The organism is Staphylococcus sp. ACRSN (genome assembly GCF_022346615.1).
Lineage (GTDB): Bacteria > Bacillota > Bacilli > Staphylococcales > Staphylococcaceae > Staphylococcus.
Window position 1 is genome coordinate 68,446 of the sequence record NZ_JAKRNS010000007.1, and the last position, 16,778, is coordinate 85,223.

A 16,778-nucleotide genomic window follows, 5' to 3' on the forward strand; every position below is an offset into this window, starting at 1 on the left:
AATGTTTAGATTAGATGATCAAGTAGCAATTATCACAGGAAGTGGCTCACCAAAAGGTATAGGTAAAGAAATTGCATTAACATTTGCTGAACAGGGTGCAAAATTAGTTATTGCAGATTTGAATAAAGAGGGTGTAGATGAAGTAGTTAATGAAATTGAGAACAAAGGTGGTGTGGCATTTGGTATTGAATTAGATGTTACTAATAAAGTATCTGTAGATAATATGATAGAAAGCGTTATGGAGTATTATGGGAAAATAGATATACTAGTTAATAATGCAGGTATATCTCAAAAAGTCACAGTAGAAGATATGACTTTAAAAGATATGCAAAAGATTTTCACGGTAAATATGTTTGGATTATTTTTAACAACTCAAGCTGTATTAAAACCGATGAAAACACAAAACTACGGTCGTATTGTTAGTTTATCCTCTGTTTCTGGAAAAAGAGGGGGGGGTGTTTTTGGTGGCGCCCACTATTCTGCATCTAAAGCAGCCGTATTAGGTTTTTCAAAAAATCTTGCACGTGAAGTTTCTAGTCATGGAATTACTGTGAATTGTGTTGCTCCTGGACTAGTTAATACTGATATTTGGAAATCTTTACCAGAAGATGAAGCAAAAAAAGTGATTGATACTATTCCAAGTGGCAGACCAGGAGAAACACAAGAAATTGCTACAACAATTGCATTTTTATCTTCCAAAGAGGCATCTTATATCACCGGTGAAGATATAGATATTAATGGCGGATCACATATGGACTAGTGTAATAATACTTGATGCTCAAAATGCATACTAAGTATGTTAGATAGCAAGATACATGATAAAATAATAATTACCAAAATATAGTAGAAAGAAGTGTTATTTATGCCTTTTAATCGTGTATCTAGTAATAAATTATACATCCAAATTTACGAACAAATTCTTCATGAAATAGAAATAGGAACATTTAAAGTAGGAGATAAACTCCCTTCTGAAAAATTTTTATGTGAACAATTTGGTGTAAGTAGAGCGCCGGTAAGACAAGCAATCAGTGCTTTAGAATTAAATGGTTTTGTTTTATCTAAACAAGGTGAAGGTGCATATGTTCAAAAACCAAAGCTTAAGACAACCGAAGATGATTCATCTAATGTTTTAAATAGTATTTCACCAGAAGAAATAATTGAATCAAGAATGGAAATTGAACCTATAATATCCAGATATGCCGCGCAAAGAGCAACTGATGTGGATATAGAGCATTTGAATAAAATAATAACTAAAATGGAAGAGGAAACAATTAGCGGCATATATAACCCTCTCACTGATGACGAATTTCATCAAATTATAGCCAAGTCAACTAAAAACGAATTATTAATTAAATTTATGAATGACATTAGTGAGGCTATGGAACATCAAAAAATGTGGAAATTCTTAAGAGATAGAACAGTTACACGTTCTGATTATAGACAAATAAATTTTGAGGAACATAAACAAATTATTAAAGCAATTGAAGTTCATAATGAACTTGAAGCTTACAATCTTATGAAAATGCACATGAATAATTTATTTGAACGATATTGGAAAAAATAATTGGTTTGTGTTTTTACACGGAGATGGTCTATTGAATAATAATAAATTAAAAAAAAGAGTTGCTAAAGAGGCAATTATGGAAATTGATAGCGGTATGACTCTAGGCTTAGGTTCAGGATCTACCATGAAATATGTTCTAGAATATTTAAGTTCGGAAATTAAAAATGGGCTTGATATTATAGGAATACCAACTTCTGTACAAACTGCCCAATTAGCTCACAAATTAGGCATACCACTTACATCGTTTAGTAAAACAACGCATATAGATATAGCTATAGATGGTGCTGATGAAGTTGATGCTAACTTTAATTTGATTAAAGGAGGTGGCGGAGCCTTAATTCGAGAGAAGATTATAGGTGATGCAGCTGATAAATTTATTATTGTAATTGATAAAACGAAACTCGTAGAACAATTAGGGATTTTTCCATTACCTGTAGAAGTAATACCTTTTGGATGGGAAATTACTTCTAAAAACATACAAAACTTAGGCGCTTCAAGTAAATTACGAAAAATTAATGATAAACCTTATGTTACAGATAATGGAAACTATATTCTTGATTGCAATTTCGGTTTTATACACAGTCCACTATCTTTAACGAAATCTATAAATTCAATAGTAGGAGTTATAGATTCAGGGCTATTTATTAATATGGCAGATAAAGTTTTCGTAAGTGATGAAAACACTGTTAAAACAATATTCAATAAAAGTAAAAGGAGGTGATATTATGGCAATTCAATATGAAACGAGTGCTACAAATAAGGGTGGACGAAAAGGTCATGTTAAAACAGATGATGAAACGTTAAATTTAACCATAGTTCCACCAGACAAAACAAATATGGATAGTGGGACGAATCCTGAACAGTTATTTGCAGCAGGTTATGCTTCATGTTTTAATGGTGCTTTTGACTTAATTTTAAAACAAAATAAAATCAAAAATGCTAATCCGGAAGTGACATTAACTGTACGTTTAGTTGATGATCCTGAAGCTGAAAGTCCTAAATTAGAAGTAGATATAGCAGCTAAAGTAAGTAATATATCTAAGGAAGAAGCAGAAAAACATCTAAAACATGCACATGATTTCTGTCCTTATTCAAAAGCTACACGAAATAACATAGATGTAAATTTAAAAGTTATAACAGAATAATTAAACCATTAATTGCTACTTGTAGATGATTTTATCTACAAAACCTCGACCTCTTACCAAAGGTCGAGGTTTTAATTTGCATAATCAATGATTATCAGAAGTGGATAGGTTTGTGAATTTACAGATGGTATAATATAAAAGTCGTCGTTTTACTTCTGTGTCTTAATTAACATGGAAGGAGGTGACACCATGTTAAACACTCTATTTGTAGCACTTGTAGCTCCTATCATAGTAGGAGTTATAATTACGTTGTTTTCACATTGGTTAAACAAACGTGATAAATAATCCGACGACGACATAACCAATACACCAAAAAAGAGCCCGATAACTACTGACATAGTTATCGGGCTCGGTGTTTACCATGTAAACACTCTATTTGTTAATTACATTATAACATCATAGTGGTTGGTAATGCAAAATAGTGTTCTTGAGATGAGCTGTTGCAAAAATGTTAACCTTGCTCTTTTTAAATTATTAGTATGTATTAATTTCTATACCATACAGTTTTAGACCAATTTTTATGTTTTGGGGTGCCCTTCCAAGAAGAACAGTCTTTAATGCCTTTTTTCCTAATGTTTCATCCATCACATTTAGTCATTGAACCTATAGAACTACAGCCGTAAGCCATAGCATGGTAATCACAATCACTTTTGTAAAAGTCTGTAAACGCCCTTGGGTGTTTCTTAGACCAATATCTATGATCTGATTTAGTTCCGTTGAATCTATTACAATGTGTATGCGTACCTTTTTTTACTTTTTGCCCGTCATTTTGCCTCTTGTATGACATACTTTCTAAAGTTGTACCATCTTTCATATGATTTTCATTATTATCGTCCATATTTCCAACAAAGTCTGAAAAATTTATAACTTTCGTATTACTATTATCGTCGCTTTTTAAGGTTTCTGACTTTTTATCAGGATTGGGTACATAATCTTCAACAATTACATTACCTTGTTCTTGTTTAATAAATACATGTGGATCATTTTTACTAATCTCTTTAAAGTTATTCATTGTTTCTTCGTCAACTTGATTTTTATCGTATTTAGCGAAGAGTTTAATATTATCTGGTTCTGTATGGTGCATTTCCTTAGCTTCTGTAGTATGTAGTGATAATGGATATAAGCCACAGAACAAAATAGATAAACTAATCACTACTACTTTAGAGATGAATTACATTTTAACACTTCCTTTAATTTTAAAATTTTAAATGCATTATAATATTTATGTATTTTAAATTTATCACATATGTTAAAATATTGTCAGCTATTTAAAGAAAAAGTATAAAAATATTGAAAAAAATTATATATTTTAGTGTTGCATTACTATTAATAATTATTATGTATTTATTTTTGAACTTTTTGCTCTTTGATAAGTGGAATTTACACCAAAGTGAAAAGCAAATAAATAATTATATTGAAAATCACGAGGATAAAAAACTAAAAAAATTTCTCAAGATGAAAAAACTTATAAATTTTTAAAAGAAAGCAAAAATCTATCTGTTGTGGGAAAAAGTGATAATCAAAGAAGTGGAAGTGTGGATTATTATCGAGTAAATATAAATGATAGTTCAGCTGAATTATATATTAAGTCCAACCATGCTTTTATTCCTGAAAAAACTACTATCCAAAGCGTTAAGATACTTTAGTTCCCATAATAGAATATTGGTATTAGTGATCTATAACAATTACATTAAAGAATGTAATGTAATAATTAAAACTTAAGATATTGGATAAGTACCATTACAAATAAAGCCCACTACTATTGATATAGTGGGCTTTATACTACTTATTTAAATTTTTATACTTTTCCTATCAATAAAGATATTTATTAATTGAATAATAATAGCTAGAATAACTACAGCAACACTACAATAAATTAATATGCTAGTTGATAATCCTTGTGCAAGTAATAAACCACCTAATGCAGCACCAATCGCACTTCCTAAATAATTTAGAGAACTATTTAAAGCCACAGATGTGCTGCCATGTTCAGAATGATTTTTTAATAATATATGCTGTTGAGGTGCTTGGGTAGCCCATCCCATAGCTCCCCATAATATGAATGGTATAAGTCCTAAAATAGGTATTTTAATGAGTGTAGGTATTAACACTATGCTAATACCTAGAGTGACTAAAATGATAAGCATCAAAATTTGGGTGTTTTTAAATTTATCAATGACTAAACCGACTCCAAAACTCCCTACTAATCCTCCAATTCCCCAAGTAGTTAAGAAAAGTGTAATGTAATGTGGTGAAATGGCTTCGCTTATAACTTGAGAGAGGTAGGTATACAAACCCAAGCTTGCAATTGCTGCACATACAGTTACAGATACCACTCTTAATACATGTGGATCTATAAAAAGTGAGAACCTATCTTTCAAGCTAGGTGCTGAAGGTAGTTTAAAATCAGGAAGTAAAAAATAGGTGCTTATAAAGGCAACTATACTTAAAATTACAATTATACCTATAGCAAACCTCCAATTAATTAAAATAGCTAATTGTAAGCCTATGGGAACTCCAACAACCGTACCTACACTCATACCTCCTACTATAAAAGCTAATGCTTTTCCTTTATTTTTTTGCCTTACTAAGTGTCCACCCGAACTAACTGCCATAGGAGAGAATAATCCTGCACCTAGTCCAGCTATACATCTGGATAAGATATATATTGAATAGTTTGGAGATAGCATAGTAATCAAATTAGCTAATCCAAAAGTTAATAAAGCCAGTAAAAGAATGTTTTTCACAGAATACTTAGCTAGTATAGTTGAAAAAACAGGGGCTGATAAAGCAAAAAATAAGGTAAAAACAGTAACGCCTTGCCCTATTTCAGCACTACTTTTATTAAAACTCTTTCCCATATCAGGTAATAATCCAGCCACAATATAAGTATCCATCCCTAAGGCAAACATACCTAATGTTAAAATCCAAATTTTCTTCATGATTTAATCATTCCTAACAAATATATTTATGTATTTTAGCGTAGTATTATATTGTAATTAATGGAATAATGAATACATTAAGAGTGGTATTAAAGAAAAGTTAATAGAGGGAGTAATATATGAATATTGAATACATAGAGGATTTCATAAAAGTTGCTGAACATCAGAGCCTTAACCATGCTTCTAAGCTACTTAATATCAGTACCCCAGCGCTTAGTAAGAGAATTAAGCATGTTGAAGAATATTTTGAAAGTGACCTGTTTTATAGAACCTCTCGAGGCATATTTTTAACTGAGCATGGTGAGTTAGTTTTGAGTAAAGTTAAGATTATAAAAAACGATATAGACGAATTAAAAGCAGAAACTTCAAAAAATGGAGACGCAACAATTAGAGTTGGTCTATTACCAAGCTTTTCATTGTATAAATGGGCTGAGCAAAAAGAAGCATTAATAAATCAAAGACTTTCCATAAAAATTGAAAGTAACACTCAAATTTTACTTGATCACTTACATAATGGGGATATAGATGTAATTATTGGAGACATAACTGCTACAGAAACTAATCAACTTTATAGTGAAATTTTATATCGTGAAAAATATATGGTGGTCTTTCCAAAAACTAGCGATTTAAGGCTATCCGATAGTATATTTGCTAGTAATTTAATAAATGAAAAGATACTTATTCTTAATCCACCATGTGATACTTTATCTTTTATACAAAAACATTTCTCTAAATTTAAGATGAATATTGAATACAAAAGTGATTTAGAGTCCATATTGGCTAATGTTAAGGCTGAACAAGGAATTACAATCATTCCTCAATCATTAATAACACGAGTTGAAAATATGAATCTTTTAATCAGAGAATTGGAAAATCATTCAAGGGAAGTTGGTCTCATAGCATATAATAAAGAAATATTGCAAAAAGTATGGAGTATTATAAATGAATAAGCAGTGTAATAAAAGTACATCCTAATCAGTCGCATTTTCATGATGATTGGTATATGTAACATTTTTGACTAATTAGTACAAAATATCTATAATACGTAGCATATAATAAATTGATGAGGAGTTTTTCATGAAAAAACACAGTGGCAGACCACTTGAATATAGTAAAGAAGATGTATTAGACGCAGCAATCGATGTTTTCTGGGAAAAAGGATATAAAGCATGTTCTACTGAAGATTTATGTAACAGAACAGGTTTAGGACGTGGTAGTTTATATAATTCTTTTGGCAGTAAGCATAAATTATATGAAGAAGCTTTAAAACGATATCATGAATTTTGGATAGAAACACAGAGGAATATTTTAAAGCAAACTAATTTAGTTAAACAAAATTTAGAGAATCTGCTTATTTGGGCTGTGGAAGAAGATTTTAAAGAAAGTGCAAAGGGTTGTATGTTAATCAATGCTTCGATGGAATATTGGAAGAACGATCCAACTGTTTCACATTGGTCTCGTATTCATGCTAATCACTTAGAATCTATAATAAAAGAGGTAATTCAAAGTGGTATCGATTCTAAGGAAATTAAATCAAATATATCCGTTGATGATTTAGCAAGAAATTATTTATGTAGTTTTTATGGATTGAGGGCGCTTAACGCGTTCATACCTGATTTAGATACTGCAAAAGTCACTGTTAAAAGTATAATGGCAAATTTTCCATGATTGTTTGCTATTTTATTTAACTTATTTTGTACTAAATAGTAAAAAATTAAAATTCAAAGGAGATTGAACATGAACCAAACAATTGAAACAATTTTAAATCATAAATCAGTACGTGCATTCAAAAATATTAGCTTAAATGAAACGCAAATTGAGCAACTTGTCGAAGCTGGACAAGCGGCATCAACAGCAAGTTATCAACAAAGTTATTCAATTATTGGAGTTACAGATCCAATAATAAAAGGAAAAATTGCTAAGTATGCTGGTAATCAGCCATTTATCGAAGACTCAGGGCACCTTTTGATATTCTGCGCTGATTTATACAGAAATAAGCTAATGTCCGAAGAATTAGATATAGATATAGAAAAAACTATACAGGGAGTTGATGCAACAATTGTAGGTGCTGTCGATGCCTCTTTAGCAGCACAAAATGTAGTTATAGCAGCAGAATCATTGGGTATGGGCGTGTGTTATATTGGTGGTGTAAGAGATGGTATTATTGAAATATCTGATTTGTTAGAACTTCCAGACTATGTATACCCTGTATTTGGCTTAGCCGTTGGCTATCCTTCAGAAGAAAATGATAAAAAACCAAGAATTCCATTTGAAGGTATATATCATGAAAACAAATACAAACTTGATAAAATGGATGTTATAAAACAATACAATAAGGATACGAAAACTTATTATTCATTACGTTCTGGTGAATTATCAGATAGAGCATGGGCTAAAACAGCAGTTAGTAGTTTGAATCGTTTACCTAGAACATTTATTAAAGATTTTCTCAATAAAAGAGGATTATCTAAACACTAACTTTCTATAAAAATAAGAATAGTGGGAAACTCTCGCCATTCTTTTTTTTAATAACTCTGTACACTGTAGACCTACTTACTCCAGTCTGTTTAGCAATCTCTTTACCTGTAAGTTTTTGTTCATCATATAAGAATTTGATTTCTCTTTTCTTGTGCTCTGGTAATGAAGGCCTTCTACTTTTTTGGTCTCTTGCTGTGCTACGTCTAGTCCTTTTTTCGTCCGTTCACTTAATAAATTGGCTTCAAGTTCAGCGAATGGACTCATCATGGTAAAGAACAATTTGCTCATTGCGTCCTTGGGTGATATGTTCATAATCTATAATATGTAAATCAATACTTTTATCATCTAACCATTGAGATAACTCAATTAATTGCTTTGTTGTTCGGCCAAGGTGATCTAGTTTATAGATAACTAAAATATCGTCTTCACGTAAATAATCTAAGCATTTATCAATTTCCGTTCGCTTAGTTTTGTGACCACTCTTTTTCTCGCTAAAGATACGTTCACAACCATATTCTCTAAGTGTATCAATCTGGCCATCAAGATTTGGATCTTGTGTGTATACACGCGCATAACCAATTTTAGCCATTTGAGTATTACCTTTTTATCGTTTTATGGGTGCTTATTAACGAAATCTAATTCCCGGTGTAAATAAATGCGACTTTCGTAGTCTAAAAATTCATGTTTTTTGATAAATTGATTATAATACAAGTTTATAGAGTTTAATGTCCAAGGAAAACCTCTTAATTTATAGTTAAGAGGTTTTGTGTCAAAGACGATTGGTTGTATTAGTATTAATATTTGTCTTAACTATCCCAAGTTACTAAATCACCTTGAATGGGTGTATATTCACTAGAAAAATTAATTTTAAGAGAATGGCAATCATTAAATAATGTTGGGCTGTCCATCAATTGAAAATGTATGTGAGGCTCTGTTGAATTTCCTGAATTTCCACAATTCCCTAATAATTGTCCTTTTTTTATTACATCTCCTGGTTTTACCACTATAGATTGATATTTTAAATGCGCTATTAAGCTATATTCTTTTTCACTATGGCGAATAACAACATAATTGCCTAATGGTTTTTCTTTTGCCATTTTACCAGGTATATTATCCTTTTCGCTGTTTTGGGTATCTACTATGACTCCTTCTTGGGGGGAGAACAGCTCTTGATTAAATGCAAAATAGTCATTGTTAGTCTCACCGTTTCCAACATAATTTTTGTTATCTTTTCTTATGACCAAATCATATGCATACCGTTGATTTACATAAGGATAATGATAATTCAATAATTCATTATGCCCTCCCCAAACAACAGCCCATGTTTTATCTATAGGCATCGAATATTGAAGTCGGGTAACTTTTCCATTATCCTCAATATTTAAAGGTTTAAAGAGAATATATTCAATTAAATTATCTGAATTAAGCGTGAAGCTTATCCCTCCTTGATGTGATTTATCAAAAAACACATACTGAGTAGAGAAATGTAAATCTATTTTTTTATATAAGTAATGTTCAATATTTCTTTTTACGTAAGAGTTCAGTATTTTTTTAACAGTTCTTTTTTTTATATTACTTTTAAGGTTATCGTTAAAAAAATTGTATAGCACTTTGTAATTTTTTCTTTCAATAGTATATATGATATTTTTAGACACATTATTCAATTTATTAAACACCCCTAACATTTAATGCTATTTATCTTTTAATTTATATTTGTTATTTAGTACTCTATCAATAAAAATATGTCCTTCATAGTATTTAATATATTCTATATTTTAAATAACTATCTATAGTCTTTATCTTCAAAAATCAGTAACTCTGAAAAAATCATCGTTAAAGCAAAAGCAACAAGTCCCATGATAATTACAATCCAAAAGAGTATAATTATAGTGTCTCCTATCTCTCAGGCGTCAATTTGACGTAGAGAGGAGGTGTATAAAGTGATAATACTTATTTTCGTTCACATCATAGCGCCAGTCATCAGTGGCTGTGCCATTGCGTATTTTGCTTATTGGCTAAGTAAACGCAATAAATCATAGGCGGCATTAAGTTAAGCCACACCAACAAAAATCCCCTCACTACTGGCATAGTGAGGGGATTGGTGTATAAGTGAATACTTATTTTCGTTAAATAAATTATAACATCATAGTGGAACGGAATGCAAAATTAGTATTTATATAGGAGAATAAAATAAGGTAGGGAGTGTTATAGGACTTCTAACAATAATTTTCTTTGATACAATGATTATCACTTTAACTTTTATAGGTAAACTATAAATAATAAAAGGGTCTTATAACGGGCGAGCAACAAGTACCTTATTATCTAGTTTAATATTTTATGACTCTATTTATCTTTTTTGCATTTTAATAAGGAAAACTATTGCAAGTTAAAAAGTGATAATGTGATTGAAATTTGTTCGCTAGTAAAAACAAAAAACTACTTAATAAAATTCCTCCAAAACTTTCATTTGTCAGGAATAAAATACCCTTAGCGTCAGACTTAAAATTCCCTTCATCAAAAATTTCAAAAGCACCTAGGATTTTGACTAGAGTGCTTTTACCACTATCATTATTTCGTTTTATAACATAAATTTTATTTTCAATTTTCTTATAGAACTATGATTTTTTAATAAGTTCATTGTTTCATTCATGATAACACTCCTTTTTCTCATTTATATAAACAATTACAAATTAATGTCTCTAAAAATCTTGCATTAAATCATCAATCACTTCTTTTACACTCCGTATAGATTGGATAGGACTAATACCCGTGCCTACTGAGACATAACCATTTTCGGTATCTCCTTCAACCATACCCAGCCTCATTTTTCTTCCTGCTCCCATATGCTTAGCGATTGCTTCATTAGTATCTCCATTTTTATCCATAGTTTCTAATTCGGTAGCTAATTTACCTGGTAGAGATCGATAATAAGCGGGAAGTGTTCTGAAAAGAATTAAATCTTCAGCATTTGAATCAACAATATATTGTTTTACATTTTCAGCAGCAGGATTTTCATAAGTTGGGATAAGTACACTACCAACATAAACGCCTTCTGCACCTAAATTGAAGGAGGCTCTTACACCTCTGACATCACCAATACCACCAGCTGCAATGACTGGAATGTTAATTGCATCGGCAATCATCGGTACAATTGAAAAAGTACCAATTACACGTTCAGGTACTGTGCCGCCTTCATCAAAGCCAGTAGCTACAAATACGTCTGCACCCATAGCTTCAGCAGCCTTTGCATTTTCTGTTGTTGGTGTAATAGGTCGGAATATAATTTTAATGTTGTTTGCTTTTAATTTATTAAATATTTCTTGATCTAATAATCCATTAATTAATACTATAGGCACGCTTTCTTCAATAAGCATATCAACGATATAATCTGTATAAGTAAGATCTTCGCTAACCATAATCGTTGAAGCAAATGGCTTGTTTGTTAGTTTTTTAAGCTTTTTAATTTCAGTTCTCATGCGTTCTGTTGTTTCAATTGGTGACCGTGTAACCCTTGCTTCTCCAGAATTAGGTCCCATTATACCTAAACCACCAGCCTCACTGACAGAGGCAATGAATTTAGGATTAGTTAATGAATTTAAAGGGCCTTGAATAATAGGTTTTTCTATATTAAAAATTTCTGTTACTCTACTTTTCATATATATATCCTTTCCAATTTTTAGTGTATATAGTATATTAATATATCTAATTCTATTAATGAAGTAGGCAATAAATAATGACATAGTATTAAAAAATGTACTATTGGGATTTGGAGGGATTTATATGGTTAAAATATGTAATTATGGATTTGATGAATCCTTTGTGGAAGATCATCGTGATATGCACGGTATTGCATATACACAAAATGTGTTGTCAGGAAGATATAAAAATTTAATTTTATGGTATTTAAAAGAGAATGGTCGCAGATTTGGAGAAATAAAAAAATTTTTAACAAGTATTTCTCAAGGTTCATTAACGAAACAATTAAAAGAGTTAGAAAGTGATGGTATTGTTAACAGAACTGTTTATGCAGAGGTCCCACCTAAAGTTGTGTATAGTCTAACTGAAAAGGGCCAAGCACTCATGCCAATTATAGATATGATGGAAACCTATGGAAGGGAATATGGAGAAATTTAATCCAAATTAATAAAAATATATTAAAAGAGACTACTTATTTTTAAGTAGTCTCTTCGATCATTTCAAAATCAAATTTCATATCATTTTTCTATAGCTTTTTATATTTATTCTAAGTTTGCATGGTTTTGTTGCATCGTTTCTTCATCAACTTTTAACTCAGTCATTAAATCCAAAACAATACTATCTAAAAATAATTGTGATGCTTGTTCAAATAGGCTGCCTAAAGGTTGTGCTGAACCGCCAGCATCATATTTTGTCCCAGCTGGCAACTCAATCACTGCATTGGCAAGTTCACCAATTGCTGATGACGGATTTGTCGACAATAATATGACTTCTGAACCTACAGATTTAGCTTTATCTGCTAATAATCTTAAATGCTCTGTCGAACCTGAGCCAGAAAGGATAATAAACAAATCTTCTTCGGTAATAGAAGGCGTCGTAGATTCACCCACAACATGTGCATATTTGCCTAATTGATTTAAACGCATTGCAAAACTATTTGCTACAAAGCCTGAACGACCTTTGCCTGCAACAAATATCTGATTCGATTCAACCACTTGTGTTAAAAAGGATTTTGCTTCACTATCTTTAACATGTGATAGTGTATGGTCTAATTCATCAAGTATTAAACGATAGTTTGTGATTTCTGACATAATTATTTTCCTTCAATTGCAGCTTTACATTGTTTAGCAGCTTCTACAGGGTCATCAGCATTGGCAATGCCACCACCAACAATAATTAAATCAGGATCTTCTGCAACAATGTCTTTAATAGTATCTGGTTTAATACCGCCAGCAACTGCTACTTTAGAATTACTAATTACAGATTTAACTTTACGTAAACTTTCTAAAGGTGATTGACCTTCAGCTTGTAAGTCATAACCAGTATGAACAGCGATATAATCTGCGCCTAAATCATCTAACTCTTTAGCACGTTTTTCTAAATCTTGTACTGCAATCATATCTACTAATAATTGTTTGTCATGTTTATGAGCTTCATCAACTGCAGCTTTAATTGATGCATCTTCTGCAACGCCTAAAATTGTTACTATGTCTGCACCAAATTTAACTGCTTGGCTTACTTCATAGTCTGCAGCATCCATAATTTTTAAGTCTGCTAATACTTTTACACCATCAATATTATCATTTAAGTGTTGAACCGCTGGTAAACCTTCATTAATCACGATTGGTGTACCAATTTCTACTATATCTACATAATCTTTAACTTTATTCGCAAGTTTTGTTGCTTCCTCTTTATTCAATAAATCAATTGCTAGTTGTAATTCCATATGTTATTACCTCCTATATATTATGTATTTAGTATGATATCATTTCCTAATAATTACAATACTGACAAACCTGTCACTAAGGAGAGAAATATGTTAATAGAATATAATGATAAATTATTTTACACTTCTAAAGATTTAGCTTTATCAGTAATTGGTGGTCGATGGAAAATCCCTATTATTTATCATTTATTACAATCAAAAATACTTAGACTGAATGAATTAGAAAAAAAGTTACCAGATATTAATCAAAGAATGTTAATCAGACAATTAAGAGAGCTTGAAAAGGATATGATAGTAAAAAGGACTGTATATCCAGTAGTGCCTCCAAAAGTTGAATATCAATTAACTGATATTGGTTTGTCTCTCGACAATGTGGTTTATGGTATTTGTGAATGGGGAGATGAATATTTGAAGTTACTTAACAATTAATGATGTATCTAAGTTCTATTTGCGCCATTTTCACTTCACAACCGTCAATTTACTTTCAGTTAAATTATGATTTAACATGATTGATGATTATCATAAGTCATATTAAAAAGGACAACTTATTTAATAAGATGTCCTTTAATCGTTTCAAAGTCAATTATTGTCTCAATATTAGGAGGAAATTGATCATGATTTGTGATGGCATAGACTATTTTTTTTGGATTTACGTCCAAGATTTTTACATTTTTAGTTAAGCAATTATATTGATTAACTATTAGTAGGGTTGTAAGTAACGTGATTTCTGTTCAATACTTCTTCTAATTTATCTAAATGTTCGAGTGAGGTATCGGAAGTTCTTTTTCCTAACTCTAATACGATAGCATCGATTAAAGCAATAATCGGTAGAATAGAGAAATGGTCCTTTCTTACAGATAATTTTAGTGTCACGTTACTAAATTCAATTAAAGGTGAAGTGTCATGATCAGTAATTAATATAATATCGTTGCCTTGTAATTTTGTTTCCTTTATAGCGTTTATTACTGAATGGGTATAAGGTTCGAATGAAAATGCGATTAGTAGATCATTATTAGCCATTTTTTTAGTTTTATCAAATATCGAATCTGTATCATAACTGAGTTGATGAATACTTAAATTGAATTCATTAAGTAAATGTTCTAAGTAAAGTGCTGTTGTTTTATAAGGGCGGGTTCCTAATACATATATATTATTGGCTTGTTCAATTAAATTTACAGCATGATCGAATGACGAGATTAAATCAGGTTTTAACGATTGATTTAGTAAAGTTACACTCTTATCCCATACATGTGTTAAGGTATGAGATTTGACTTTACCACTTTCAATAAATGCATTCTTAAGAGTGAATTTTGAATCATTTGGCAATGCACTGTTGTATATATCTTTTCGGAAGTCATTGAAATTATCGTAATCTAGGGCATGAATGGTACGCATAACGGTTGAAATGCCGACTTCAGCTTCTTCTGATAATGTTTTTATCGTTATCAAACCTAAGTCTTCGAAATGCTTAAGTATATAATCACATAACTTCTGCTGTTTTTTAGGGAGTGATTTTTTAGTATTAACAATTTTAGCTTTTAAATCAAATTCAAAATCCATTGGTTGCACCTCATTTCTAGTCATCAACGTTATTTTCTATATCATATCAAAGAAGTGGAAAGAATAAAAATTCTGAAAAAGAACAAAAATATTCCTTTTTACAATAAAATGATTTACTTCTGTTCATTTAGGTGGTAATATGCCATTAAATACTCAAAAGGGGGCATAAAGTGTTGAATGTAAAAAGAAGTGAGTTAAAAAAAGAAGTCCAAGCATTTTTAGAAAATGATATACCACTTTATATCAATGGTCAGTATCAGGTATCTAGTAATAATGAATTGTTTGAGGTATTAGATCCGTCAGATGAAAGTGTAATTGCCAAAGTCCATGAAGCGGATGAACAAGATGTAGATAAAGCTGTACAGGCAGCGAGAGAAGCATTTGATAATGGTTTATGGACAAAAATGGAAGCGCATACAAGAGCGAATATTATTTACGAATTTGCACGTTTGCTAAAAGAACATAGAGAGGAACTAGCTCAGTTAGAATCTATTGATAGTGGTAAACCTTACGAAGTTGCTTTAGCAGATGACATTGATGGCACGATTCAACAATTTGAATATTATGCCGGTTTTGCAACAAAAATTAATGGTAAAACAACACAAATTTCTAATGATTTAGTCAGTTACACATTGCATGAACCTATTGGTGTAGTTGGTCAAATTATTCCTTGGAATTTTCCATTATTGATGGCTGCATGGAAGTTAGGGGCAGCATTGGCTGTTGGTTGTACGATTGTGATTAAGCCAGCAACTGAAACGCCGTTGTCATTATTATATGCAGCGAAGTTATTTAAGGAAGCAGGTTTTCCTGACGGTGTCGTGAACATTATTCCAGGACCTGGGCGCACAGTTGGTGAACGCATTGTAGCCCATGAAAATATAGATAAAGTTGCATTCACGGGTTCTACTGGTGTAGGTAAGTCAGTAATGAAAGGCGCGGCTGATCAAATAAAAAATGTGACACTTGAATTAGGTGGAAAATCACCTGCAATCATTTTAAAGGATGCAGATTTGAACGAAGCGATTGAAGGTGCATTTAATGGCACAATGTATAATCACGGACAAAATTGTAGTGCCTGTACAAGAGTTTATGTGCATAGAGAAATATATGATGAGGTTATTACTGGATTAAAGCAAAGGGCTGAAGAAGTAACGATTGGACCTAGTCTAGATGAAACAACAGATATGGGTCCACTTATTTCAAAGCGTCAACAAGAAAAAGTTTTAGAGTATATTAATATAGGAAGAAAAGAAGGTGCACGTCTGGTTGCAGGTGGAAATAGTAAATTTGATAAAGGGTACTATGTGGAACCTACAATATTTGCAGATGTAGAAGATGAAATGACCATTGCGCGTGAAGAAATATTTGGACCGGTAATGGCAGTCTTTGTATTTGATGAGATTGAGGAAGTAATTGCGAGAGCTAATGATAGTGATTATGGATTAGCATCTAGTGTTTGGACACAAAATATTAAGCAAGGACATTATATTTCCAAAAAGTTAAAAGCTGGAACAGTTTGGATTAATACAGTTGGTCTTGAATTGGAAACTATGCCATTTGGTGGATATAAACAATCAGGTATAGGACGTGAAATGGGTGGCGAATACGGCATTCAAAGTTATACAGAAGTAAAAAGCGTAATGATAAATATTAATTGGAGGTAA

The 16,778-nt window shown here is 31.3% G+C and carries 19 protein-coding genes and 2 pseudogenes; 12 read left to right on the plus strand and 9 right to left on the minus strand.

The annotated features are described in order from the left end of the window. Nucleotide 1 precedes the first annotated feature (1 nt). The 5 genes from MHZ36_RS08095 to MHZ36_RS08115 all read left to right on the plus strand — a co-directional run bounded on the left by MHZ36_RS08095 (nt 2) and on the right by MHZ36_RS08115 (nt 2,994). Nucleotides 2–760 (plus strand): SDR family NAD(P)-dependent oxidoreductase, encoded by a 759-nt coding sequence (locus MHZ36_RS08095; RefSeq protein WP_239230985.1) that lies wholly within the window; start codon nt 2–4, stop codon nt 758–760. Nucleotides 761–862: 102 nt separating this feature from the next. Next, nucleotides 863–1,564 (plus strand): FadR/GntR family transcriptional regulator, encoded by a 702-nt coding sequence (locus tag MHZ36_RS08100; protein WP_275432180.1) that lies wholly within the window; start codon nt 863–865, stop codon nt 1,562–1,564. Continuing rightward, the gene (rpiA, locus tag MHZ36_RS08105) at nt 1,542–2,285 is read left to right on the plus strand and encodes a ribose-5-phosphate isomerase RpiA (RefSeq protein WP_239230987.1); all 744 of its coding nucleotides are present in this window, start codon (nt 1,542–1,544) and stop codon (nt 2,283–2,285) included. Before MHZ36_RS08100 ends, rpiA begins: the two co-directional genes overlap by 23 nt. 4 nt (nt 2,286–2,289) lie before the next feature. Beyond that, entirely contained in the window at nt 2,290–2,709 is a 420-nt protein-coding gene (locus MHZ36_RS08110) for an organic hydroperoxide resistance protein (protein WP_239230988.1), read from the plus strand. 189 nt (nt 2,710–2,898) lie between these two features. After that, nucleotides 2,899–2,994, plus strand: a complete 96-nt coding sequence (locus MHZ36_RS08115; protein ID WP_107547012.1) for a type I toxin-antitoxin system Fst family toxin — start codon at nt 2,899–2,901, stop codon at nt 2,992–2,994. 199 nt (nt 2,995–3,193) lie between these two features. On the opposite strand, the pseudogene MHZ36_RS08120 reads toward MHZ36_RS08115, so the two are convergent. Both MHZ36_RS08120 and MHZ36_RS08125 read right to left on the minus strand, forming a co-directional pair. Continuing rightward, a pseudogene (locus tag MHZ36_RS08120) lies at nt 3,194–3,877 on the minus strand (hypothetical protein). Between the two features lie 622 nt (nt 3,878–4,499). Further along, complete coding sequence (locus tag MHZ36_RS08125) at nt 4,500–5,651, minus strand: MFS transporter (RefSeq protein ID WP_239230989.1); 1,152 nt, start codon at nt 5,649–5,651, stop codon at nt 4,500–4,502. A 119-nt stretch (nt 5,652–5,770) separates the two neighbouring features. On the opposite strand from MHZ36_RS08125, the gene MHZ36_RS08130 reads away from it, so the two are divergent. The 3 genes from MHZ36_RS08130 to nfsA all read left to right on the plus strand — a co-directional run bounded on the left by MHZ36_RS08130 (nt 5,771) and on the right by nfsA (nt 8,129). Next, nucleotides 5,771–6,601 (plus strand): LysR family transcriptional regulator, encoded by an 831-nt coding sequence (locus MHZ36_RS08130; protein WP_239230990.1) that lies wholly within the window; start codon nt 5,771–5,773, stop codon nt 6,599–6,601. 127 nt (nt 6,602–6,728) lie between these two features. After that, on the plus strand, nt 6,729–7,319 hold the full coding sequence (locus MHZ36_RS08135; protein ID WP_239230991.1) for a TetR/AcrR family transcriptional regulator: 591 nt from the start codon (nt 6,729–6,731) through the stop codon (nt 7,317–7,319). A gap of 69 nt (nt 7,320–7,388) precedes the next feature. Continuing rightward, nucleotides 7,389–8,129, plus strand: coding sequence for an oxygen-insensitive NADPH nitroreductase (gene nfsA / locus MHZ36_RS08140; RefSeq protein WP_239230992.1), 741 nt, complete (start codon nt 7,389–7,391; stop codon nt 8,127–8,129). 4 nt (nt 8,130–8,133) lie between these two features. Here the strand turns inward: nfsA and MHZ36_RS14320 are convergent. The 3 genes and pseudogenes from MHZ36_RS14320 to MHZ36_RS08150 all read right to left on the minus strand — a co-directional run. Next, nucleotides 8,134–8,292, minus strand: a pseudogene (locus tag MHZ36_RS14320) (helix-turn-helix domain-containing protein); the annotation flags it as partial. Between the two features lie 84 nt (nt 8,293–8,376). Then, on the minus strand, nt 8,377–8,718 hold the full coding sequence (locus tag MHZ36_RS14325) for a recombinase family protein (RefSeq protein WP_275432181.1): 342 nt from the start codon (nt 8,716–8,718) through the stop codon (nt 8,377–8,379). A gap of 217 nt (nt 8,719–8,935) precedes the next feature. Further along, on the minus strand, nt 8,936–9,784 hold the full coding sequence (locus MHZ36_RS08150; RefSeq protein WP_239231075.1) for a M23 family metallopeptidase: 849 nt from the start codon (nt 9,782–9,784) through the stop codon (nt 8,936–8,938). Nucleotides 9,785–10,072: 288 nt separating this feature from the next. Here MHZ36_RS08150 and MHZ36_RS08155 point away from each other — a divergent pair, with 288 nt between their 5' ends. Then, entirely contained in the window at nt 10,073–10,168 is a 96-nt protein-coding gene (locus tag MHZ36_RS08155; RefSeq protein WP_239231076.1) for a type I toxin-antitoxin system Fst family toxin, read from the plus strand. Between the two features lie 660 nt (nt 10,169–10,828). On the opposite strand, the gene MHZ36_RS08160 is transcribed toward MHZ36_RS08155, so the two are convergent. Further along, on the minus strand, nt 10,829–11,785 hold the full coding sequence (locus tag MHZ36_RS08160) for an NAD(P)H-dependent flavin oxidoreductase (protein ID WP_239230993.1): 957 nt from the start codon (nt 11,783–11,785) through the stop codon (nt 10,829–10,831). 124 nt (nt 11,786–11,909) lie between these two features. Here MHZ36_RS08160 and MHZ36_RS08165 point away from each other — a divergent pair, with 124 nt between their 5' ends. After that, nucleotides 11,910–12,263, plus strand: coding sequence for a winged helix-turn-helix transcriptional regulator (locus MHZ36_RS08165; protein ID WP_239230994.1), 354 nt, complete (start codon nt 11,910–11,912; stop codon nt 12,261–12,263). 104 nt (nt 12,264–12,367) lie between these two features. Here the strand turns inward: MHZ36_RS08165 and hxlB are convergent, their stop codons facing one another. Together hxlB and hxlA are read right to left on the minus strand one after the other, a co-directional pair. Further along, nucleotides 12,368–12,916 carry a 6-phospho-3-hexuloisomerase gene (gene hxlB, locus MHZ36_RS08170; RefSeq protein WP_239230995.1) on the minus strand — a complete coding sequence of 183 codons (549 nt, stop codon included), beginning with the start codon at nt 12,914–12,916 and terminating at the stop codon, nt 12,368–12,370. Nucleotides 12,917–12,918: 2 nt separating this feature from the next. Further along, nucleotides 12,919–13,551 (minus strand): 3-hexulose-6-phosphate synthase, encoded by a 633-nt coding sequence (gene hxlA / locus MHZ36_RS08175; protein WP_239230996.1) that lies wholly within the window; start codon nt 13,549–13,551, stop codon nt 12,919–12,921. 90 nt (nt 13,552–13,641) lie between these two features. Here hxlA and MHZ36_RS08180 point away from each other — a divergent pair, with 90 nt between their 5' ends. Continuing rightward, the gene (locus tag MHZ36_RS08180) at nt 13,642–13,980 is read left to right on the plus strand and encodes a winged helix-turn-helix transcriptional regulator (protein WP_239230997.1); all 339 of its coding nucleotides are present in this window, start codon (nt 13,642–13,644) and stop codon (nt 13,978–13,980) included. 264 nt (nt 13,981–14,244) lie between these two features. Here the strand turns inward: MHZ36_RS08180 and MHZ36_RS08185 are convergent, their stop codons facing one another. Beyond that, the gene (locus MHZ36_RS08185) at nt 14,245–15,111 is read right to left on the minus strand and encodes a MurR/RpiR family transcriptional regulator (RefSeq protein ID WP_239230998.1); all 867 of its coding nucleotides are present in this window, start codon (nt 15,109–15,111) and stop codon (nt 14,245–14,247) included. A gap of 173 nt (nt 15,112–15,284) precedes the next feature. Between MHZ36_RS08185 and MHZ36_RS08190 the strand changes: the two genes are divergently transcribed. Further along, nucleotides 15,285–16,778, plus strand: a complete 1,494-nt coding sequence (locus MHZ36_RS08190; protein WP_239230999.1) for an aldehyde dehydrogenase family protein — start codon at nt 15,285–15,287, stop codon at nt 16,776–16,778.

What these genes read in the sequence shown, in the direction of transcription:
- MHZ36_RS08125 (WP_239230989.1), bottom strand. Translation starts at nt 5,651, where the DNA reads ATGAAGAAAATTTGGATTTTAACATTAGGTATGTTTGCCTTAGGGATG.
- nfsA (WP_239230992.1), top strand. Translation starts at nt 7,389, where the DNA reads ATGAACCAAACAATTGAAACAATTTTAAATCATAAATCAGTACGTGCA.
- MHZ36_RS08110 (WP_239230988.1), top strand. Translation starts at nt 2,290, where the DNA reads ATGGCAATTCAATATGAAACGAGTGCTACAAATAAGGGTGGACGAAAA.
- hxlA (WP_239230996.1), bottom strand. Translation starts at nt 13,551, where the DNA reads ATGGAATTACAACTAGCAATTGATTTATTGAATAAAGAGGAAGCAACA.
- MHZ36_RS08165 (WP_239230994.1), top strand. Translation starts at nt 11,910, where the DNA reads ATGGTTAAAATATGTAATTATGGATTTGATGAATCCTTTGTGGAAGAT.
- hxlB (WP_239230995.1), bottom strand. Translation starts at nt 12,916, where the DNA reads ATGTCAGAAATCACAAACTATCGTTTAATACTTGATGAATTAGACCAT.
- MHZ36_RS08095 (WP_239230985.1), top strand. Translation starts at nt 2, where the DNA reads ATGTTTAGATTAGATGATCAAGTAGCAATTATCACAGGAAGTGGCTCA.
- MHZ36_RS08180 (WP_239230997.1), top strand. Translation starts at nt 13,642, where the DNA reads ATGTTAATAGAATATAATGATAAATTATTTTACACTTCTAAAGATTTA.
- MHZ36_RS08130 (WP_239230990.1), top strand. Translation starts at nt 5,771, where the DNA reads ATGAATATTGAATACATAGAGGATTTCATAAAAGTTGCTGAACATCAG.
- MHZ36_RS08185 (WP_239230998.1), bottom strand. Translation starts at nt 15,111, where the DNA reads ATGGATTTTGAATTTGATTTAAAAGCTAAAATTGTTAATACTAAAAAA.
- MHZ36_RS08160 (WP_239230993.1), bottom strand. Translation starts at nt 11,785, where the DNA reads ATGAAAAGTAGAGTAACAGAAATTTTTAATATAGAAAAACCTATTATT.
- MHZ36_RS08100 (WP_275432180.1), top strand. Translation starts at nt 863, where the DNA reads ATGCCTTTTAATCGTGTATCTAGTAATAAATTATACATCCAAATTTAC.
- MHZ36_RS08135 (WP_239230991.1), top strand. Translation starts at nt 6,729, where the DNA reads ATGAAAAAACACAGTGGCAGACCACTTGAATATAGTAAAGAAGATGTA.
- MHZ36_RS08115 (WP_107547012.1), top strand. Translation starts at nt 2,899, where the DNA reads ATGTTAAACACTCTATTTGTAGCACTTGTAGCTCCTATCATAGTAGGA.
- MHZ36_RS14325 (WP_275432181.1), bottom strand. Translation starts at nt 8,718, where the DNA reads ATGGCTAAAATTGGTTATGCGCGTGTATACACACAAGATCCAAATCTT.